Source organism: Actinomyces ruminis, from assembly GCF_002154335.2.
In the GTDB taxonomy this organism is placed as follows: Bacteria; Actinomycetota; Actinomycetes; order Actinomycetales; family Actinomycetaceae; genus Actinomyces; species Actinomyces ruminis.
This window is the reverse complement of sequence record NZ_MTPX02000082.1, coordinates 13,006-30,959: the sequence shown is the minus strand read 5'-3', so window position 1 is coordinate 30,959 and position 17,954 is coordinate 13,006. Positions and strand designations below refer to the sequence as shown.

22 protein-coding genes, 2 tRNA genes and 3 pseudogenes are annotated in these 17,954 nt (G+C 68.6%); 20 read left to right on the top strand and 7 right to left on the bottom strand.

Features of this window, described 5'->3' with window-relative positions; all coding sequences use genetic code 11:
* Window positions 1-5: 5 nt before the first annotated feature.
* Window positions 6-590: a DJ-1 family glyoxalase III gene (locus BW737_RS14700; RefSeq protein ID WP_086614678.1), complete on the top strand. Its 585-nt coding sequence runs from the start codon at window positions 6-8 to the stop codon at window positions 588-590.
* A gap of 83 nt (window positions 591-673) precedes the next feature.
* Here BW737_RS14700 and epsC read toward each other — a convergent pair whose 3' ends face one another.
* The 3 genes and pseudogenes from epsC to BW737_RS14685 all read right to left on the bottom strand — a co-directional run bounded on the left by epsC (window position 674) and on the right by BW737_RS14685 (window position 3,361).
* A complete protein-coding gene (gene epsC, locus BW737_RS14695) occupies window positions 674-1,249 on the bottom strand; it encodes a serine O-acetyltransferase EpsC (protein WP_086614679.1) in 576 nt (191 codons plus the stop codon).
* A gap of 75 nt (window positions 1,250-1,324) precedes the next feature.
* Window positions 1,325-2,252, bottom strand: a pseudogene (gene cysK, locus BW737_RS14690) (cysteine synthase A).
* Window positions 2,253-2,668: 416 nt separating this feature from the next.
* Window positions 2,669-3,361, bottom strand: coding sequence for an IMPACT family protein (locus tag BW737_RS14685; protein WP_086614680.1), 693 nt, complete (start codon window positions 3,359-3,361; stop codon window positions 2,669-2,671).
* Window positions 3,362-3,561: 200 nt separating this feature from the next.
* On the opposite strand from BW737_RS14685, the gene rpmF reads away from it, so the two are divergent.
* The 4 genes from rpmF (at window position 3,562) to BW737_RS14665 (ending at window position 4,977) form a co-directional block, all read left to right on the top strand.
* A complete protein-coding gene (gene rpmF / locus BW737_RS14680; RefSeq protein WP_086614681.1) occupies window positions 3,562-3,726 on the top strand; it encodes a 50S ribosomal protein L32 in 165 nt (54 codons plus the stop codon).
* A gap of 66 nt (window positions 3,727-3,792) precedes the next feature.
* Window positions 3,793-3,863, top strand: a tRNA-Gly gene (locus BW737_RS14675).
* 51 nt (window positions 3,864-3,914) lie between these two features.
* Window positions 3,915-3,988 (top strand) — tRNA-Pro (locus BW737_RS14670).
* 182 nt (window positions 3,989-4,170) lie between these two features.
* On the top strand, window positions 4,171-4,977 hold the full coding sequence (locus tag BW737_RS14665) for a hypothetical protein (protein WP_086614682.1): 807 nt from the start codon (window positions 4,171-4,173) through the stop codon (window positions 4,975-4,977).
* A gap of 196 nt (window positions 4,978-5,173) precedes the next feature.
* Here BW737_RS14665 and mmuM read toward each other — a convergent pair whose 3' ends face one another.
* Window positions 5,174-6,106 (bottom strand): homocysteine S-methyltransferase, encoded by a 933-nt coding sequence (mmuM, locus tag BW737_RS14660; RefSeq protein WP_257210920.1) that lies wholly within the window; start codon window positions 6,104-6,106, stop codon window positions 5,174-5,176.
* Window positions 6,107-6,274: 168 nt separating this feature from the next.
* Between mmuM and BW737_RS14655 the strand changes: the two genes are divergently transcribed.
* From BW737_RS14655 to BW737_RS15795, 11 genes and pseudogenes are all read left to right on the top strand, one after another.
* The gene (locus BW737_RS14655) at window positions 6,275-7,621 is read left to right on the top strand and encodes an amino acid permease (protein WP_218961944.1); all 1,347 of its coding nucleotides are present in this window, start codon (window positions 6,275-6,277) and stop codon (window positions 7,619-7,621) included.
* A gap of 58 nt (window positions 7,622-7,679) precedes the next feature.
* Window positions 7,680-7,979, top strand: coding sequence for an FMN-dependent dehydrogenase (locus tag BW737_RS14650; protein ID WP_086614684.1), 300 nt, complete (start codon window positions 7,680-7,682; stop codon window positions 7,977-7,979).
* A gap of 267 nt (window positions 7,980-8,246) precedes the next feature.
* Window positions 8,247-9,678, top strand: a pseudogene (gene tig, locus BW737_RS14645) (trigger factor).
* Between the two features lie 164 nt (window positions 9,679-9,842).
* Window positions 9,843-10,517, top strand: a complete 675-nt coding sequence (locus BW737_RS14640) for a TetR/AcrR family transcriptional regulator (RefSeq protein WP_086614685.1) — start codon at window positions 9,843-9,845, stop codon at window positions 10,515-10,517.
* On the top strand, window positions 10,510-10,911 hold the full coding sequence (locus tag BW737_RS19040; RefSeq protein ID WP_257210906.1) for an ATP-binding cassette domain-containing protein: 402 nt from the start codon (window positions 10,510-10,512) through the stop codon (window positions 10,909-10,911). Before BW737_RS14640 ends, BW737_RS19040 begins: the two co-directional genes overlap by 8 nt.
* The gene (locus BW737_RS19035; protein ID WP_257210905.1) at window positions 10,908-11,360 is read left to right on the top strand and encodes an AAA family ATPase; all 453 of its coding nucleotides are present in this window, start codon (window positions 10,908-10,910) and stop codon (window positions 11,358-11,360) included. Before BW737_RS19040 ends, BW737_RS19035 begins: the two co-directional genes overlap by 4 nt.
* Window positions 11,357-11,530 (top strand): hypothetical protein, encoded by a 174-nt coding sequence (locus tag BW737_RS19030; protein WP_257210904.1) that lies wholly within the window; start codon window positions 11,357-11,359, stop codon window positions 11,528-11,530. The genes BW737_RS19035 and BW737_RS19030 overlap by 4 nt, the downstream gene beginning before the upstream one ends.
* Window positions 11,531-11,532: 2 nt before the next feature.
* Window positions 11,533-12,069 carry a fluoroquinolone export ABC transporter permease subunit gene (locus tag BW737_RS14630; RefSeq protein WP_420835770.1) on the top strand — a complete coding sequence of 179 codons (537 nt, stop codon included), beginning with the start codon at window positions 11,533-11,535 and terminating at the stop codon, window positions 12,067-12,069.
* A gap of 80 nt (window positions 12,070-12,149) precedes the next feature.
* Window positions 12,150-12,332, top strand: coding sequence for a hypothetical protein (locus BW737_RS14625; protein ID WP_086614686.1), 183 nt, complete (start codon window positions 12,150-12,152; stop codon window positions 12,330-12,332).
* Complete coding sequence (locus tag BW737_RS14620) at window positions 12,329-12,625, top strand: hypothetical protein (protein WP_086614687.1); 297 nt, start codon at window positions 12,329-12,331, stop codon at window positions 12,623-12,625. Before BW737_RS14625 ends, BW737_RS14620 begins: the two co-directional genes overlap by 4 nt.
* 23 nt (window positions 12,626-12,648) lie before the next feature.
* Complete coding sequence (locus tag BW737_RS15795; protein WP_218961935.1) at window positions 12,649-12,852, top strand: hypothetical protein; 204 nt, start codon at window positions 12,649-12,651, stop codon at window positions 12,850-12,852.
* A 54-nt stretch (window positions 12,853-12,906) separates the two neighbouring features.
* Here BW737_RS15795 and BW737_RS14615 read toward each other — a convergent pair whose 3' ends face one another.
* Window positions 12,907-13,260 (bottom strand): cupin domain-containing protein, encoded by a 354-nt coding sequence (locus tag BW737_RS14615; RefSeq protein WP_086614688.1) that lies wholly within the window; start codon window positions 13,258-13,260, stop codon window positions 12,907-12,909.
* 305 nt (window positions 13,261-13,565) lie between these two features.
* Here BW737_RS14615 and BW737_RS14610 point away from each other — a divergent pair, with 305 nt between their 5' ends.
* The 4 genes and pseudogenes from BW737_RS14610 to BW737_RS20145 all read left to right on the top strand — a co-directional run bounded on the left by BW737_RS14610 (window position 13,566) and on the right by BW737_RS20145 (window position 15,930).
* Window positions 13,566-14,204, top strand: coding sequence for an ATP-dependent Clp protease proteolytic subunit (locus BW737_RS14610; RefSeq protein ID WP_086614689.1), 639 nt, complete (start codon window positions 13,566-13,568; stop codon window positions 14,202-14,204).
* Between the two features lies 1 nt (window position 14,205).
* Window positions 14,206-14,900, top strand: a pseudogene (locus tag BW737_RS14605) (ATP-dependent Clp protease proteolytic subunit).
* A gap of 183 nt (window positions 14,901-15,083) precedes the next feature.
* Window positions 15,084-15,566: a 2-thiouracil desulfurase family protein gene (locus BW737_RS14600; RefSeq protein ID WP_257210902.1), complete on the top strand. Its 483-nt coding sequence runs from the start codon at window positions 15,084-15,086 to the stop codon at window positions 15,564-15,566.
* Window positions 15,567-15,696: 130 nt separating this feature from the next.
* Window positions 15,697-15,930 (top strand): PhzF family phenazine biosynthesis protein, encoded by a 234-nt coding sequence (locus BW737_RS20145; protein ID WP_086614690.1) that lies wholly within the window; start codon window positions 15,697-15,699, stop codon window positions 15,928-15,930.
* 266 nt (window positions 15,931-16,196) lie between these two features.
* Here the strand turns inward: BW737_RS20145 and BW737_RS14590 are convergent, their stop codons facing one another.
* Together BW737_RS14590 and BW737_RS15790 are read right to left on the bottom strand one after the other, a co-directional pair.
* Window positions 16,197-17,129 carry an ImmA/IrrE family metallo-endopeptidase gene (locus tag BW737_RS14590; RefSeq protein WP_086614691.1) on the bottom strand — a complete coding sequence of 311 codons (933 nt, stop codon included), beginning with the start codon at window positions 17,127-17,129 and terminating at the stop codon, window positions 16,197-16,199.
* Entirely contained in the window at window positions 17,069-17,866 is a 798-nt protein-coding gene (locus BW737_RS15790; RefSeq protein WP_143233404.1) for a hypothetical protein, read from the bottom strand. The genes BW737_RS14590 and BW737_RS15790 overlap by 61 nt, the downstream gene beginning before the upstream one ends.
* Window positions 17,867-17,954 lie beyond the last annotated feature (88 nt).

Below are 17,954 nucleotides of genomic sequence, written 5' to 3'. Positions count from 1 at the left end.
GAACCATGCCCACACCCGGCAAGCTCACCACCGACAAGAAGGTCGCCGTCCTGATCGCCGCGGGCCTGGAGGAGGTGGAGGCGCTCGCGGTGGTCGACGTGCTGTTCCGCGCCGGGATCCGCGCCGACCTGGTGGCCGTCGGCGACTCGCGCACCGTCACCTCCTCCCACCGAGTGGTGCTCACCTGCGATGCGCTGCTGGCGGAGGTGAACCTGGCCGACTACGACCTGGTATTCCTGCCCGGCGGCATCCCCGGCACCCCCAACCTCAAGGCCGACCCCACCGTCACCGCCGAGGTCACCGCCCGCATGCGTGCGGGCCTGCCCGTGGCCGCCATCTGCGCCGCCCCGTCGATCCTGGCCGAACTGGGGCTGCTGCAGGGCCGCGACGCCACCTCCAACCCGAGCTTCATGAAGGTCCTGGCGGAGCACGGGGCCCGCACCTCCGAGGCGGCGGTTGTCGTCGACGGCGAACTGCTCACCAGCCGCGGCATGGGCACCGCCATCGAACTCGGCCTGGAGATCGTGCGCCACTTCCTGGACGATGCCGCGGTCGACGCCGTCAAACGCGGCATCGTCTACCAGCACTGACGACGCCGCCCCGCAACCGGGCGGGCATGAGCCGGCCGGCCGCGGGGCGCGTCGAAGCGGACGGTGAGACCGTCGTCGGGCGGTCAGATGTAGATGGTCGGGTCGAGCATCAACTCGGGGTCGGTGCGCGGATCGCGGGCCCGCGCCGGCACCCCCACGCCCACATGGTCGGCGGGCAGGTTCTTGACCAGCACCGCATTGGCACCGATCTTCGCGCCGTCCTCCACGGTGACCGGCCCCAGCACCTTGGCGCCCGCCCCGATCTGAACATTGTTGCCAATGGTGGGGTGCCGCTTGCCGGGGTTCATGGACACCCCGCCGAGCGTGACGCCGTGGAACATCAGCACGTCGTCGCCGACCTCGGCGGTCTCCCCGATCACCACCCCCATGCCGTGGTCGATGAAGAAGCGCTCACCGATCTTGGCGGCGGGGTGAATCTCGATACCGGTGGCGGCACGGGCCGCCTGGGACAGTGCGCGCGCCGCGAAGTAGTGACCGCCCTGCCACAGGCGATGGGTGGCACGGTAGGCCCACAGTGCGTGCACGCCCGGGTACAGCAGGGCCACCTCGAGGTTCGTGCGTGCCGCCGGGTCACGCCGCCGGGCGGTCGCCAAGTCCTCCTTGGCAAGCTCGATGAACGACCGGCTGGACTTGTGCATGGTGCTCCTAGGACAAAAGCCGTACAGACGAGACTGACGGAACCGCCAGACAGGGAGTGGGACGGGCGCCTGCCGTCAGTTTAGGTACTCGGCGTAAAGCGGGGTGGACAGGTAGCGCTCACCGGTGTCCGGCAGGAGCGTGACGATGGTCTTGCCCGCGAACTCCTCCCGCTGCGCAATCTGCGAGGCGGCGGCCAGGGCCGCACCGGAGGAAATGCCGACCAGCAGGCCCTCCTCCGCGGCCGCGCGGCGGGCATAGGTCAGCGCGGTGTCGGACTCGACGTGCAACAGCTCGTCCCAGATGGACTGGTCCAGCACCTCGGGAACCACGTTGGCGCCGATGCCTGAATCTTGTGGGGCGCGGCCTTGCCCTCGCTCAACAGCGGCGACTCGGCGGCTCAACGCCGAAGATCTTCACGCCGGGGATCCGCTCCCGCAGCACCTGCCCCACCCCGGTCAGGGTGCCGCCGGTGCCGATGCCGGCCACGAAGACGTCAACCTGGGAGTCGGTGGCGTCCAAGATCTCCCGGGCCGTGGTCTCGCGGTGGATCTGCGGGTTGGCGGGGTTGGTGAACTGGGAGGCGAGCACCGAGTTGGGGGTGACCGCCTGAATCTCCTCGGCGCGCTTGACCGCGCCGGCGACACCGCCCTCGGTGGTGAGCACCAGCTCGGCGCCAAAGGCGCGCATAATGGCGCGGCGCTCCTTGGACATGGTCTCCGGCATGGTGATGATCACCCGGTAGCCGAGCGCGGCGCCGACCATGGCCAGGCCGACCCCGGTGTTGCCGGAGGTCGCTTCGATGATGGTGCCGCCAGGCTTGAGGTCGCCGGAGGCCTCGGCGGCTCGGACGATGGCCAGGGCGATGCGGTCCTTGACGCTGCTGGCGGGCTCGAAGGCCTCGACCTTGGCCAGGACGGTCGCCGGGGCGCCGTCGGTGATGCGGTTGATGCGGACCAGGGGAGTGGAGCCGACCAGCTCGGTGATGTTGTTCGCGTAGGTCATGGTTGTTCCTTAAGTCTTGAGTGTGCGGGTGCGCCGCTCCGGCAGGGACACATACAGGCATACACCCGGGGCATGAAAGGCGCTTGAAGATTTGTGGGGATAGGGCGCGTCACGCGCCCGAGCGCCGGGCATGCGCGCTGCGACGCGCGCACAGTGTCGTGGCCAGGCGCTCTATCGACACTGGCAGCAGCAGAGGGACATCACGCGCATGAGGCTCTTGGCCGTCATGGGGTCCTCCTCTTGCTGGTGCGACGAAGTTCTCTGTATCCCGTCGGCGCTCAGTGAGCGCTGACGCGCGGCAGTCCGCTGGAGCCACAGTAGTGCCCGCGCCGGCGCGGCTGTCAATTCATCCGTATGGTGAACTGCGCTTCATTTTGGCCCGGGCGCCGCGGCCAGTGCAGAGCCTGCGGGCGTGTTCAGCTCGCGGGCAGGGGTGTCTCAACCACCCGGCTGCCGGCCGGTTCGGCATGGGCGGTTCCGCCGGTTAGCGCGGCTAGCTGCTCGGCGAGTGCGTCGACGTCGGTGGTGGGGGTGGACAGGGTGAGCAGGGCATGGGCGGCTCCCCATTGCGTGTCCTCCACCCCGATGTCGTGCGGGCCGCTGTGCCCGCGCAGTTGGGCCTCCAGGCGGCCGGCGTCGGCGACCGGCACCTGCACGCGCCACAGGTGACGGGTGGCTAGGCGGACCCGAGAGGCGGCGTTCAGTGCATCGGCGGCCGCCTGCGAGTAGGCGCGGGCCAGGCCACCGGTGCCCAACAGCGTCCCCCCGAAGTAGCGGGTGACCACGACCGTGGTGTTGACCAGGCCGGTGCCGCGCAGGACGTCCAGCATGGGGCCGCCGGCGGTGCCCGAGGGCTCGCCGTCGTCGCTGGAGCGCTCAATGGGCTGGGCGCCCGGGACCAGCACGGTGAAGGCACTGCAGTGATGGCGGGCGTCGGGGTAGCGGGTGCGGACGGAGGCAATGAAGGCGCGGGCGGCGGCCTCGTCCTCGGTGCGTGCGGCCCGCCCCAGGAAGTGGGAGCGCTTGACCTCCAGGTCGGTCTCCGGCTGCTCGCCGCGTGCCAGCGTGACCACGGCGTTGGCGGCGGGGGAGGGTGGAACGGCGGTCATGGCGTCATGTATAGCGGCTCGGGTGCGGCGGTGGCGTTGGCGCGGTGCTGTTTGCAGTCGGGACGGGACTGATCTCACACGCTGGGTGGGGCGCCTGGGCTGGAATGGAATCCGGGCGAGCCGCTAGGGTGACCCCTGGTCAACTATCCTTCGGGTTGCCCGTGACCGGGCGGCCCTACGAGTTTGAGAGGAGCGGGCTCATGGCAGTGCCGAAGCGGAAGATGTCCCGCAGCAATACCCGCAATCGCCGTTCGCAGTGGAAGGCCAAGCTGCCCGAGCTGCAGACGATCACCGTTGCGGGGCGCAAGGTGGCCGTGCCCGGTCGGCTCTCCAAGGCCTACCGGACCGGTCTCATCGAGTACTGATATCGCCGCCGTCCCGGCAGTGCCGGCGACGAACCGGCAATAATGGCGGACGCAGGTCCGTCCAATGCGGGTGTAGCTCAATGGTAGAGCCTCTGCCTTCCAAGCAGATGGCGCGGGTTCGATTCCCGTCACCCGCTCGGTGAACGCGCGGCCGCCCCGGACTCCGGTGGCGGTCGCGGGCGTTTACACGGGGTGTGGCGCAGCTTGGTAGCGCGCCTGCTTTGGGTGCAGGAGATCGTGGGTTCAAATCCCGCCACCCCGACGACGAGAAGGTCCATGAGCTTGCTCATGAGACCTTCGAGGAGGACGGGGCAACAGGCCGCCAGGCCGAATACCCCGACGACGAGGATGCCCGCGAGCTCCGCTCGCCTCTACTACGAGCTTTTGCCCCTGGTGTATGGGCATTTGCCGCACACCAGGGTACAAAGTGTCGCAACAGGCGGCGTGGGCTCGCTGCCCAACACCATCGGCAGATTCTCCGGGCTCTGCTTTGCCGGGCGATCGCCTACAGTCGTCTCTGTGTTGTCCGGAATGTTGGTCATCATTGCGGTGGCGGGCGCGATCGGTTGTGTGGAGTTGCTGTCGGGCAAGCGACACCGTGTGGCTCTCGGATTGTCGGGCATCCCGGTGCTTACTGGCCTTGCCTATGGGCTGGTGAATCGACACGACCCGAACGCGCTGCCCATTGGCTTGGTGTTGGGCTCTGCGGGCGGTTTCGACGCGCTCGCGATCGGTGCGCTGCGTGGCGACAAGCGCCATGAGACGGGCCTGCACCGGATTCGGCGGGCGGACGTCGGCGTCGCGCTGGTCTACGCCGCGATCATAGTGGTGACCTATGCAACGTCGGCAGATGCCTTGCGGGACGAACGGGGCGAGCCGCTGTTCATCATCGCGAAGCCGGTCAGTTTCGTGGTACTCGCGCTGAGCGTCGTCTGCATGATGCTGTCATACGACGCCTTCGGCAAGGGACATACTCGTGCCTGCATCGGTTGGAGCGCACTCCTGCTGCCGCTGGGCTGCGTACTCGTCCTTCCTATTGGACTCGGCCCCCTGCTCCCTCCCGTGGGGCTTTTCATTGGGGCGGCCTCCGCATTGTTCGCGCTCCTGATCGGGTTGCTTCCGGTCCCCGGACTGACTGTGTCCAACATCCACAACCTGCGCAAGGCGCACGTGCTGGCCTTCCTGGGGTACCTCGGGATCATCGTGCTGTGCGTGGTGTACGTGGTCGTCTGGCGGCAGCTAACCCGGTAGTGGGCGCCCTGGTCCTCGCGTTGCGGTGTCTCGGCTGTCTACTACGAGCTTTTGCCTCCTGATACGAACTTTTGCTCCCTGGTGTATGGGAATTTGCCGCACGCCAGGGTGCAAAACGTCGCAGCAGGGTACAAAGTGTCGCAGCAGGCGGCGTGGGCAGGGACCCGGGCGCGCTCACCCCGCCGTTGCCTGGTGCCTACGCCGTCGGCTCGCCCACCGCGGCCGCCAGCGCCCGGATCTGCGCCGGGGTGGTGCGGCAGCAACCGCCGACGGCGCGGGCTCCCAGCGCCTTCCAGGCGGGCAGCGCCTGGGCCAGCACGCCCTCGTTCTCGCCGTCACCGGACCAGGTCTTGGTGGCGGCGTCGTACTCCTCACCGGAGTTCGGGTAGACGATCAGCGGCAGGCTGGTGAGATCCGCGAGCAGGCCGAGCGCCGTCGTCGCCGTCTCCACCCGGGTGCAGTTGACCCCCAGCAGGCGCACCTGCGGGCAGGCCTGCGCCCACGCCGTCACGTCCTCCAGCGGCGTGCCATCGCGCAGGGCCTCGCCGTCGTCGCGCACCGACAGCGACAGCCACGCGGGAACCCCAGCTGCCTCGTCGGCCAGCAGCCCCAGCAGCGCACGGATCTCCGGTCCCTGCGGCATCGTCTCCAGGGCCAGCACGTCCACGCCCGCTTCAAGCAGCAGTCTCAGCCGCGGGCGGTGGAAACCGCGGAAGTCCGCGTCCGACAGCGCGTAGGCGCCGGTGTACTCACTGCCGTCGGCCAGGTAGGCGCCGTATGGGCCCACCGAACCGGCCACCAGGCCGTGGCGCCCGGTGGCGGCCGCATGCTCGTCGCGAGCCCGACGAGCCAGCCGCACCGCCTCTCGTACCAGGTTCTCAGCATCCGGGCCGCTCAGGCCTGCGCGCCGGTAGGCGTCTAGATTCGCCTGATAGGTGTTGGTCGTGGCCACGTCGGCGCCGGCCGCGAAGAAGCTGCGGTGCACCTCCGCGATCGCCTCGGGTGCGTCCCGCATCGCCAGTGCGGACCACAGGGGCCCGGAGGTGTCCACGCCCCGCTTCTCCAGCTCTGTCGCCATCGCGCCGTCGAGGACGATCGTCCCCCGCTGCGCCAGTAACCTCGTAAGCACATCACTCAAACCGAGTCGCCTCCCGACCCTGCTGTCGACTCCCCGTCCACCAGTATTTGGCGGCTCACCTACCTTAGCCGGGAACATCCCGGAACCGTCCACCTCAGGAACGCCATGGTTGCCACTCCCGACGCCGCCGCCCGCAGGCACGACCGCCTCCAGCGCAAGATGAGCTCGCGCCACCTGACCATGATCTCCTTCGGCGGGGTGATCGGCACCGGTCTGTTCCTCTCCTCCGGCTACACCATCAGCCAGGCCGGTCCTCTGGGCACCGTGCTCGCCTACGCCATTGGCGCGTTGCTGGTCTACCTGGTGATGCTGTGCCTGGGGGAGCTGAGCGTGGCCATGCCCTGGACCGGCGCCTTCCACGTCTACGCCAAGGAGCTGATCGGCCCGGGCACTGGATTCGTGGTGGCCGTGCTGTACTGGCTGACCTGGACCATTGCGCTCGGCTCGGAGTTCACCGCCGCCGGCGCCATCATGCGCCACTGGTTCCCCACCACGCCGGTGTGGATGTGGGCTGCCATCTTCATCGTGGTGGTATTCGCCTCCAATGTGTTCTCCGTGCGGGTCTTCGCCGAGGCCGAGTCCTGGCTGGCGGGTGTGAAGGTCTTCGCCATCATCGCCTTCATCGTGCTCGGCACCCTGGCGATCGTCGGCATCATCCCCATGACCGACGGCTCGCCCGCCCCGGGCCTGGGAGGCCTGATCCGCGACGGTATCTTTCCCAACGGCTTCGGGGCCGTCTTGACCACGATGCTCACCGTCAATTTCGCCTTCTCCGGCACCGAGTTGATCGGCGTGGCCGCGGGGGAGACCGCCGACCCCAGCCGCAACATCCCCCGCGCCATCCGCACCACCCTGGTGCGGCTGACCGTCTTCTTCATCGGCTCGATCGTGGTCATGGCCGCGCTTATTCCCTGGCAGGAGGCCGGCGTGAGCGCCTCCCCGTTCGTCACCGTGCTGGACATGATCGGTGTACCCCACGCGGGCGACCTGATGAACATCGTGGTGGTGACGGCGATTCTCTCCGCCGCCAACTCCGGCCTGTTCGCGTCCACCCGCATGCTGTGGTCGCTGGCCAACGAGGGAACCGTGCCGAAGATCGTCGCCCACACCACCATGCGGGGCGTGCCCGTGGTGGCGCTGGCTCTGTCCATGTTGGGCGGGCTGCTGGCCCTGCTCAGCTCCGTGGTGGCCGCCGACACCGTCTACCTGGCACTGGTGTCCATTTCCGGGCTGGCGGTGGTGATTGTGTGGATGGCGATCGCCGCCTGCCAGTTCGTCTTCCGCCGCCGCTGGCTCGATGCCGGGCACAGCCCCGCCGAGCTCGGCTACCGCACCCCCGGTTACCCCTGGGTCCCCATCGCCGCCTTCATCGGCTCGGCCGCGTCCTGCATCCTGATCGTCTTCGACCCCTCCCAGCGTTCCGCCCTGTACTGGACCGTGCCCTTCGTGGCCCTGTGCTACGCCGGACACGCCCTGGCGCTGCGGCGCGGCTGGGTCAAGGCCTGAGGCGGACGACGGCGGGGGTGCGGCCTCTACGGTCCGCACCGCGCCGTAGGCTCGTGCCATGCCCTCATACCGCACCATTCTCACGGTCACCGACCTGCTGCCCGGCCACGGCCCGCAGGACGTGGAGGCCGCCGCCCGCGCCGCCGTCACCGCCTCGACGACGCTGGAGGCCTTCCAGGTGGACGTCGTGCGCGGTCGGCCGCGCGTCACGATCCGCTTCACGGGGGCCGACGACACCGAGGCCCGCACCGTCCACCGGCGTACCGTCGCGGGGGTCCGGGAGGTCGCCGTGGTCCCGCAGCAGGCGCTCGCCAAGGTGGCGGGCCGGCGGAGCGTGCCCATCGGTCTGGAGGCATGAGGACCAGCCGCGGCACGGCGGACGACCGCTCGGGCCGAGGGCGTCGTATCCCTGTGAGGCACATGGCGCGGTCGCTGCACCCGGGGCGCCCGACGGCCTCGGCCGGGGGCGGAATGTGAGCAGTTCCCGCCGTCTGTGGGTGGGCTCATTTGTCACCGGGCCGCGACCGTGCCCTAGGATGGCCCGGAATTGACGCCAACCCAGGGCGTCCGCGGGGCCCGCCGGCCCCGCACCTACCAGTCGATTACACATTCGGAGTAGAACCCCGTGAAGAGCACCGTCGAGAATCTTGACCCCGCGCGTATCAAGCTGACCGTGGAGGTCCCCTACGAGGAGCTGGAGCCGAGCCTCGACGCCGCCTACAAGGAGATCGGCTCGCAGGTCCAGATCCCCGGGTTCCGCCGCGGACACGTTCCGCCGCGCGTCATCGACCAGCGCGTTGGCCGTGCCTCCGTCATCCAGGAGGCCGTCAACAACAAGCTGCCCGACTTCTACCGTGACGCCCTCAACGAGTCCGGTCGCGTGCCGCTGGGTCAGCCGGACATCGAGGTCACCGAGCTGGTCAACGTCACCGGCCCGCAGGGCGGCCAGCTCGCCTTCACCGCCGAGGTCACCGTCCGCCCCGAGTTCGAGCTGCCCGAGCTGGGCGGCATTGACGTGACCGTGGACGCCGTCGAGATCACTGATGCCGACGTCGACACCGAGCTGGACAACCTGCGTGCCCGCTTCGGTTCGCTCAAGTCCGTCAAGCGCGCCGCCAAGACCGGCGACTTCGTCACCATCGACCTCAAGGCCATCATCGACGGCGAGGAGGTCGACTCCGTGTCCGGCGTGTCCTACGAGATCGGCAAGGGCAACATGCTCGAGGGGCTGGACGACGCCTGGTCGGCCTGAAGACCGACGGCTCCACCACCTTCACCACCAAGCTGGCCGGGGGCGAGCACGCGGGCGAGGAGGCCGAGGTCACCGTCACCGCCACCGCCGTCAAGGAGCGCGAGCTGCCCGAGGTGGACGACGAGTTCGCCCAGATGGCCTCCGAGTTCGACACGGTTGACGAGCTGCGCGAGGACCTGCGGGCGCAGGCCGCCGAGCGCAAGACCGGCGACCAGGCGATTGCCGCCCGCGACGCCCTGCTGGAGCAGCTGCGCGACGCGGTCTCCTTCGATGTGCCCGAGTCCGTGGTCGAGGACGAGATTAAGCAGCACTTGCAGGCCGAGGGCAAGGCCGAGGACGACCCGCACGCCGACGAGATCCGCGACGACGTCACCTCCGGCGTGCGCGACCAGATCCTCCTGGACGTGCTGGCCGAGTCCCTGGACGTGTCCGTAACCCAGGACGAGCTGCTGGAGTTCCTCATGCAGACCGCCCAGCAGTACGGCATGGAGCCCGCCCAGTTCATGCAGGCGCCCAGCAGGCCGGTCAGATCCCCGCCTTCGTCTCCGAGATCGCCCGCAACAAGTCGCTGGCCATGGGGCTGCGTCAGGTGACGGTCAAGGACTCCAACGGTGAGGTTGTGGACCTGACCGAGTTCATCGGCTCCGACGAGCTCGACGCCGAGCTGAGCGCCGCCGCCGCGGCCCAGGCCGCCGCAGACGCCGACGAGGTCATCGTCTCCCCGGCCGACGCGGACGACGACTCGGCCGACTCCGGCTCCTCCGCGTCCTCCCCGTCCGCGGACAGCGCCGACGACGCCGAGTGACGTCCACCCGGAACGCTCACGAGGGCCCGCGCCGGTAAGGCGCGGGCCCCTCGTGCATTGCGGCGGACAGGCGGCGAGAGTATTGCGGCGCCGATATCCGACAGGTACCGTATGACTCAACAGTCATATGACTGGGTGGTCATATCGATGTGGACGGAGTACTGATGCCCAAGGACACGTTCTTCAACCTCACGCAGGACAAGCGTGCCCGCGTAATGGATGCGCTCAAGGCGGAGTTCGCGGAACGCTCCTACGCGCAGGCATCGGTCGACCGCGTCACGGCCGCCGCCGGCGTCTCGAAGGGCAGCTTCTACCAGTACTTCGACGACAAGCTCGATGCCTACACCCACCTGGTGCGCGAACTCATGGACGCGCGTATCGACGTCCAGGACGCGCCGGTGCCCGAGGCGCCCTTCGACGAGGTCCTTCGCGCGATGGTCCTGGGCAGTCGGGACTTCTTCCGGCGCGATCCCCGCGGCTGGGCGGTGCTTGCGCGTGCACTATCCGCCGACGCTCCCGTCGTGCTCGGCTCGGACGAGACCGTCAATGCGGGCGTGCATCGGTGGGCGGTTGCCGCGATCGCCGCCGGACAGGCGGGCGGCGAGCTGCGCGCAGACGTGGACCCCGAAACCGCCGCCTGGATGATGGAGAGGGTATTGCTGGGCGTGCCCGAGTACGTCGTGTCCCGGTTCGGGGTGAGCCCGCAGCAGGCGGCCGCGGACGGCAGCGCCTTCGACCGCCCCGAGATCGCGGCGGTGGCCGACGACGTCGTCGCCATGCTCGTAGCCGCGTTGATGCCTCAGCCGCAGAACCGCACGGGCGGGCGGGCCCATGGTTGAGGCGATCGCCACCCGCTCTCTCGGATTCGCCTACCGAGGTGCTGCCGCTCCCACACTGCACAGCATCGATCTGACGGTCGGTGTCGGAGAGGTGATCGGTCTGCTCGGGCCGAGCGGTGCGGGTAAGTCCACCCTGCAACGGGTCTTGACCGGGCAGCTGCGCGGCGCGACGGGTGACGCCCGGGTACTCGGGCGGGAGCTGTCCTCATGGGGGCGCGAACTGTACGAGCGCGTCGGGGTCGGCTTTGAGCATCCGGTGGCCGTCGGCTGCCTGACACTGCGAGAGAATCTCGCTTACTTCGCGCGCATGTATCCGGCAGACACGCGTGAACCGGACGAACTGCTGGAGCTACTCGGCTGGCAGAGGACGCCGGCCTGCGCGCCTCGGCCATGAGCAAGGGCATGGGGATACGCCTGAACGTCGCGCGGGCACTGCTGCACCGTCCTGAACTGCTCTTCCTAGACGAGCCGAGCTCGGGGCTGGACCCGGTCGCCGCGTCCCGGATGGTTGATCTCATCACTCGTGAACGTGAGCGCGGCTGCACCGTGGTCGTGACCACCCACGACATGGTCCTCGCCCAGGAGGTGTGCGACCGCGTCGGCTTCGTCGTCGACGGCACCATCGTCGAGACGGGTGCGCCCGCTGAGCTGCGGCGGCGCCACGGCAGGCGTGAGGTGGTATTGACCTGGGACGGGGGCCGGTCCGTGTTTCCCCTCGACGGCCTGGCGGATGACCCGGGCTTCCACCGCGATCTGCGCGAGCGCCGGGTGCACACCCTCCACAGCCAGGAGGCGGACCTGGCCCAGGTGTTCCGTGCCGTCACGGGGCGGGAGCTGTCATGAGGCACGCGGTGCGGCGCACGGCGGCGACCCTCCTGCTGGATCTGCGGCGCCAGGCGGTCGGCGGTTACTGGTTGGTGGCGGTGCTGGTCGGGGCGGTGGTGGCGGGCATGGTACGAGGGTCGGGGGTAGAGCCACCCGCTGGTGGCCGATCCTTCTCCTTGGCGAATTGACGGTGACCTGCTTCTACTTCGCCGCCGTGCAGGTCCTGACCGAGCGGGGGGAGGGAGTGCTGACGGCCCGGGCGCTCACGCCGACGCGGGAGGAGGAGTACCTGGCCGCTCTAATGCTCTCCCTCGGGGCGTTGGCGGTGGTGGAGTCGGCGGTGCTGGTGCTGGTTACCGGCGACGCGCCGCGGCACTGGCCCGCGTTGATCGCGAGCGTGCTGGTACTGGCCGCCTTCGAGGTGCTCTACGGAGTGATCGTCGTGGCCGGATACGACACGGTGGCGGCCTTCCTGCTGCCCTCGGGATTGTGGACCGCGGTGTTCATCGTCCCGGTGCTGCCCCTTGTGGGGCTGGGCGGCGGCTGGTGGCTGTGGCTCCACCCCCTACAGCCCGCAGTGATCCTCGTGGAGGTCGCCTTCGACCGCGCTACGGGCGCGCTCGCGGCGCCCGCCGTCGTCGTGGGGGCGCTCTGGGCCGCGGTGGGGATGGTAGCCGCTCGACGGCGTCTGCACGCGATGAGCATCGAGGCCGGGGAGAAGTCATGAGACGCAGAGGTTTTTGCCGAGCCGGGGCGAGGACTCCAGGAGGCGCCCGCACGGCGACGACGATCGGGGCACTGGCCCGCATGGCGCCACTGGACCTGCGCCGTCTGACGCGCGATGAACTGCTCTCGTGGATGGCGGTGCTGCCGCTGGTAGTTGCCCCGGTGCTGCGTATGGCCGCTCCGGGGCTGGTCGGCGCGCTCTCGCATCTTGGCCTGGACGCGGGCTCCTGGCTGGAGCCGTTGGGCGCGGTGGCATTCGCGTGATCACTCCCGTGCTGATGGGAACCGTCGTCGGCTTCATGCTTTTGGCGGACAAGGAGGACGGCACCTGGCGGGCCGTGGCGGTGACCCCGGTGTCATTGCGCGGCTACCTGGTCTGGCGCGCCGGTCTGGCTGTGGGGCTCGCCGGTCCGCTCGCGCTCCTGGGGCTACGTGTAGGCGGATTGAACGATCTGGCTGGGGTGCGGGCACGGGCCTGGCTCTGGCCGGAGCGCCCCTGGCGGGTGTTACCGCCCTGGCGCTGGCCGCATTCGCAGACTCGACGGTTCAAGGGGTGACGGGAGTCAAGCTTGGATTCGTAGTGCTCGTACTGCCCGCCGCCGTCTTGGACCGCGGCGGGCCGTGGAGCCTGTCAGCCGTGGTGCCCTCGTGGTGGCCGCTGCGGGCACATGCCGCGATACTCGATGGGCAGATATGGCAGCCATGGGCGGCAGGAGCGGTAGCGATCAGCGCCGCCCTAGCGGCGGCCTGCCTGTGCCGCACCGCCAGATCCGCGGTGGGCTGACGCGCGCCCGGCGTGCGCATGATGGCCGTGCATGGCCCGGTGGAACCGGGCATGTCAGCCCCGGGACTCGCGATCATCGACCTCCACCATGACCAGCTGCAGGCGGCACGGGGTGACCGCCGTGAGCGCGTGGCGGTCGTTGGGGGCCAGGTAGATGACGTCGCCCGCGCGCATGCGCTCGGTACGCTGGCCGATCGCGAAGTCCATCTCGCCCTCCAGCAGCGTGACGACGACCGCCTTGGTGGAGGCGTGCTCGGTCAGCAGCTGCCCGGCGTCGAAGGTGAAGATCACGGTGCGCAGGACGGCGTTGTTGACCACGACGCGTGAGGTGGTCGCCTCCTCGCTGATCGGGAGGGCCTCATTCAGACCGAGGCGGAACAGGGACTCGGAGACGGGCGTGGTGGGCACGGCTGACTTCCTTTCACGGCTGCGCGTGGAATGTGCGGACTTGGCGTACGCTGCGGAGGGATTTAATACCGCGTATGCCGTTTCAAATCCTTGAGCCGAGGTTACCCGTGTTCTGAGTAGGCGCATCGGTGGGCTCCGGCACACTTCGTCCCTTGGAACCCCGTCGCTAAGCGGCGGGCGACGGCGTCGGGGTGGGCGAACCGCACCGTCGTCGTGTGGGCCGTGAGCGAAAAGCCCCCGATCCTGGGCATGCGCTGGACGGGCATCGGGTTAGCGTTGGCATCACCGAACACGGAAGGACTGACGTGAGCGAGCTCCACACGCCCCCGGCGGCCATCACCCCGGCCGCCGCCGACGGATCCGGGACGGGCCTGGGCCTGACCGACTCCATCTACAACCGCCTGCTCAAGGAACGCATCATCTGGCTCGGCTCGGAGGTGCGCGACGACAATGCCAACGCCATCTGCGCGCAGATGCTGCTGCTGGCAGCCGAAGACCCCGAGCGGGACATCTACCTCTACATCAACTCCCCGGGTGGCTCCGTGACTGCCGGCATGGCCATCTACGACACCATGCAGTACGTCCAGCCCGACGTCGTCACCGTCGCCACCGGCCTGGCCGCCTCCATGGGGCAGTTCCTGCTGTCCTCCGGCGCCCGCGGCAAGCGCTACATCACGCCGCACACCCGCGTGCTCATGCACCAGCCCTCCGGTGGCGCGGGCGGTTCGGCCACCGACATCCGCATCAACGCCGACCTGATCATCAAGATGAAGCAGGAGCTGTCCGAGATCACCGCCGCGAACACCGGGCACACGGTCGAGGAGATCATCCGTGACTCCGACCGCGACCACTGGTTCTCCGCGACCGAGGCCCTCGAGTACGGCTTCGTCGACCACATCGTGAGCTCCAGCCGCGAGATCGGCAACCAGAACGGAGAGAACTGAGATGACGAGCTCTCGCCCCTACTTCGACGCCGTCGCCCGGCAGCTCGACGCCGCGGGCATGGCCCCGCAGGCGCTGCCGCAGGCCCGCTACGTGCTGCCCCAGTTCGAGGAGCGCACCGCCTACGGCTTCAAGCGGCAGGACCCCTACGCCAAGCTGTTCGAGGACCGGATCGTCTTTATGGGCGTGCAGGTCGACGACGCCTCCGCCGACGACATCATGGCCCAGTTGCTGGTACTGGAGTCCCAGGACCCCGATGGTCTGATCACCATGTACATCAACAGCCCCGGCGGCTCCTTCACGGCGCTGACGGCCATCTACGACACCATGCAGTACATCAAGCCGCAGCTGCAGACCGTGTGCCTGGGGCAGGCCGCCTCCGCCGCCGCCGTGCTGCTGGCCGCGGGCTCTCCCGGCAAGCGTCTGGCGCTGCCTAACGCGCGTGTGCTCATCCACCAGCCCGCCATGGAGGGCGTGCAGGGGCAGGCCAGTGACATCGAGATCATCGCCAACGAGATCGACGCATGCGCACCTGGCTGGAGGAGACCCTGGCCTCTCACACCGGGCAGCCGGTGGAGAAGGTGCACGCCGACCTCGAGCGCGACACGATCCTGACGGCCGCCGCCGCCAAGGAGTACGGCATCGTCGACCAGGTGCTGTCCTCCCGTAAGGCCCCGCGCTCGCCGCACTCCGCGTAAGCGAGCGTCTCCCGGGCCGCGGGCTCGGGAGGAACTCAACTGGGTGGGGCGGTGCCGGTTCTCCGGCGCCGCCCCACCCCGCTTCTTCACCGAGACCGGCACTTATTACACACCCAGACCGGCACAAGTAACACGGAGCGCCCCGGCGGCGCCGGTCCGAGCATCGCCGCTAGGCTATTCGCCGTGAACTTGTCTTCTCCGGATGGCCCGCTGCTCGTCAGCGCCTGTTTGGCCGGCTTCAGGTGCCGGTATGACGGCAGCGCGAAGCCCAATCGCGACGTCGCCGGCCTGGCTGCCGAGGGACTCGCCCTGCCGCTGTGTGCCGAGTTGATGGGTGGTCTGCCCATCCCGCGCTCACCCGCCGAGATCGTGGGCGGCGACGGCGAAGACGTACTCGATGGGCATGCGCATGTGATCACTCGGGACGGCGAGGATGTCACCGACGCCTTTGTGCGCGGCGCCAATGCGGCCGCCGCCGTAGCGGCACAGATGGGGTGCCCAGCCGCGGTGCTGCAGGAGCGCAGCCCCGCATGCGGCGTGCGCACCATCTACGACGGTACCCACACGGGCAAACTCAAGCAGGGCTGTGGAGTACTGGCCGCCGCACTGCGTCGCCGCGGGATCGCCGTCGTCGCCACGGAAGCCGTCCGGGAGCGCCGCGCCTAGCGGCCTTAGGATGCGGCCGTGCGTCGAGCCGAAGTCCGGTACGAGATGGACTTCCCGGCTCACGCGCGGCGCCGGGTCGACATCACCGAGGAGATAGCGGCGGCCCTCGGCGCGCTCGACCGAGGCCTGGATGGGGTGCGACCTGTTGTGTGTATTCGACGACGAGGCGACGGTCCGGTCCCTGAAGCCCGATATGAGGCGGATCGTGGGGTTGCCCGGGGTGCTTTGCCACGCCACCGCCGTCGGGGCCGAATTCGACTGCGTGTCACGCAGCTTCGCGCCGAAACTCGGTGTGGAAGAGGACCCAGTATGCGGCTCCGGCCGCTGCCACATCGCCCCGTTCTGGGCGGAGCGCCTGGGGTAGGCGCATGCTCGCGCCTGGCAGGCCTCCGCGCGAGATGGTCAGCTGCGGTGCGCAGTCGACGGCGAGCGATGCGCGTTGGCGGACGCGACGATCGCCTTCTTGCACGGAGAGATCGTCGGGCTAGATGGCTCCGCCGCACGGGCAGATCAGCGCCTAGGGCGCGGCTGACAGCGCCTGTCCAAGGGTAAATGAAGCTACATCATCGGGGCGCTGGCCGATGGAGCGTGCCCAGGCGGTCGTCGTCATCCGAGACTGGCGCAGATATTTCACCAGGCGTCATGGATCCGCGAGCGCTCATAGGGGAGCGAGCTGTCCGGCTCACCGGTTTCAAAACCGCGGCGGGCGAGTTCGGCCATGAGCTGGCGGTGTCCCCAATCAGAAGCTCTTCCGACGTCGTGGGCGGAGTGCGCCGCAGCGACGGCGGAGGTGCCGAAACGACGGGCGAGCGCAATAACTGCGTCCAGCGGTGGGGCGGAGGGCACCATCGCGCGTACGGAATCGGGCGGAAGCAAGAGCGCTGCTGCGAAGACGTTGGCCTCCCGTTCCAACTCCCGGTCCGTGGCGGCGTCGTCGGTCTTTGTGCTGGAGTGCATCAGGAGATGACCGAGCTCGTGGGCGAGATCAAAGCGGGACCGTTCCGGCGTCTTCCGGCGGGCGAGGAACACGTATGGGCGTGCATCTGGACCCCAGAAACTGAAGGCGTCAACGTCCTGCTCGGCTGCCGGGATCCCCAGCACCCGAATGCCATGGGACTCAACAAGCTGTACGAGGTTCGGCAGTGGGAAGTCGCCTAAGCCCCATTGCAAGCGCACCGCCTCAGCCGCCGCTTGAGGGGACAGGCCCGGATCGAGTTCCGGCAGCGTAAGCACAGGCAGGCCAAGTCGTCGGCTTATCTCGTTGAACATCTCCATCCCCAGAGACCCGAGGGCGGTGGCCTGGTGTAGGAGAACTGCGCTCGTACGGCGGCGCGTTCTGAAGAATATCCGATCATCGGTCACCGTGGCGGCCGGATTAGTTTGGAAGAATGCCACGGGTTGTGCGGTGGCGGTGGAGAGCGCGTCGGCCCTGGTGTCGGGTGCGCCTATGTCTTCCCAGTTTGTAAGAGTACGAGTTGTCACGCCGACGGCGGTGGCCAGGTCTACCCGGGACAATCCGCCGCGTTCGCGGGCGATCGTGACACGTGTGGGGTGGATGGACATATCGTGATTGAGTCGATAGCGCTGGGATGGGCGTTATAGCGCCACCACGTCAAAGTCGACGTCGTCGGTGGGCCCTCGCTGTGGGATGCCTCGAGGCCAGCGGGCTCCAGTGGTGCTTCCGGCAGAATGATGCGGGTATGCCATTGCGTGATGACACCGTCGTCGCATGCTACGGGCAGCGAGAGTTCGCAGCGAAGCACGTTCTCGCTGCGATCCCAGTAATACAACAGTATCCAGGTACGCCGTGAAATACCTCGGGCCGCGGCGGCAGCAGCGGTTGTTACGCCTTCGGATAAGTCGAGGACGAGTTGGTGGACTAGCTGAATGTGCGAGAGCGCGGCATTGTCGTCAACTTCGTTGCGGAAGACAGGGCCCCTGCTTCTCGCGTTGGCGGGCCGCTTGTCCGGGTTTCCGGTGTTGGCGTTTCCTCCCATAGCGGCGATGGCGACAAGACCCTCCGGGCTTACCGAGCGGGGTGCATTGGCGCGGTCGTGGGCCTGCCAGCCGCAGATGTCCAGATACTTGCGTACGGCGCTGACGGTCTTCGCCCAGTGCTCAAAGCCGAAGGCAATTACGGGATCGAATGGCGTGTGTTGGTTGATGGCGGCCTGAAGCCCCTCGTGACATGACTCGGCTAGGAGGTCTGCATCGAGCCCCATGGCCGTTAGCTGTTGTGCGGCCGCCTGGCCCGTGAGGACCGCGCCGGGCGACGGCTGCAACGGGAATGACTCGGTCATGTCCGCCCCTCAGTCTCTCCGATGAGTGTTCAAAACCGGAAGTTACTATACCCCTGCGAGGATGCTCGGCAAACCCTGGCCCGCGATC

Excerpts from the sequence above, each read along its gene's own strand:
- epsC (WP_086614679.1), bottom strand. The coding sequence starts at position 1,249 with ATGCACAAGTCCAGCCGGTCGTTCATCGAGCTTGCCAAGGAGGACTTG.
- BW737_RS20145 (WP_086614690.1), top strand. The coding sequence starts at position 15,697 with ATGGGGTGCGACCTGTTGTGTGTATTCGACGACGAGGCGACGGTCCGG.
- BW737_RS19040 (WP_257210906.1), top strand. The coding sequence starts at position 10,510 with ATGGTTGAGGCGATCGCCACCCGCTCTCTCGGATTCGCCTACCGAGGT.
- BW737_RS14700 (WP_086614678.1), top strand. The coding sequence starts at position 6 with ATGCCCACACCCGGCAAGCTCACCACCGACAAGAAGGTCGCCGTCCTG.
- BW737_RS15790 (WP_143233404.1), bottom strand. The coding sequence starts at position 17,866 with ATGACCGAGTCATTCCCGTTGCAGCCGTCGCCCGGCGCGGTCCTCACG.
- BW737_RS14625 (WP_086614686.1), top strand. The coding sequence starts at position 12,150 with ATGGCGCCACTGGACCTGCGCCGTCTGACGCGCGATGAACTGCTCTCG.
- BW737_RS14685 (WP_086614680.1), bottom strand. The coding sequence starts at position 3,361 with ATGACCGCCGTTCCACCCTCCCCCGCCGCCAACGCCGTGGTCACGCTG.
- BW737_RS19035 (WP_257210905.1), top strand. The coding sequence starts at position 10,908 with ATGAGCAAGGGCATGGGGATACGCCTGAACGTCGCGCGGGCACTGCTG.
- BW737_RS14650 (WP_086614684.1), top strand. The coding sequence starts at position 7,680 with ATGCCCTCATACCGCACCATTCTCACGGTCACCGACCTGCTGCCCGGC.
- BW737_RS14590 (WP_086614691.1), bottom strand. The coding sequence starts at position 17,129 with ATGTCCATCCACCCCACACGTGTCACGATCGCCCGCGAACGCGGCGGA.
- BW737_RS14655 (WP_218961944.1), top strand. The coding sequence starts at position 6,275 with ATGAGCTCGCGCCACCTGACCATGATCTCCTTCGGCGGGGTGATCGGC.
- rpmF (WP_086614681.1), top strand. The coding sequence starts at position 3,562 with ATGGCAGTGCCGAAGCGGAAGATGTCCCGCAGCAATACCCGCAATCGC.
- BW737_RS14640 (WP_086614685.1), top strand. The coding sequence starts at position 9,843 with ATGCCCAAGGACACGTTCTTCAACCTCACGCAGGACAAGCGTGCCCGC.
- BW737_RS19030 (WP_257210904.1), top strand. The coding sequence starts at position 11,357 with ATGAGGCACGCGGTGCGGCGCACGGCGGCGACCCTCCTGCTGGATCTG.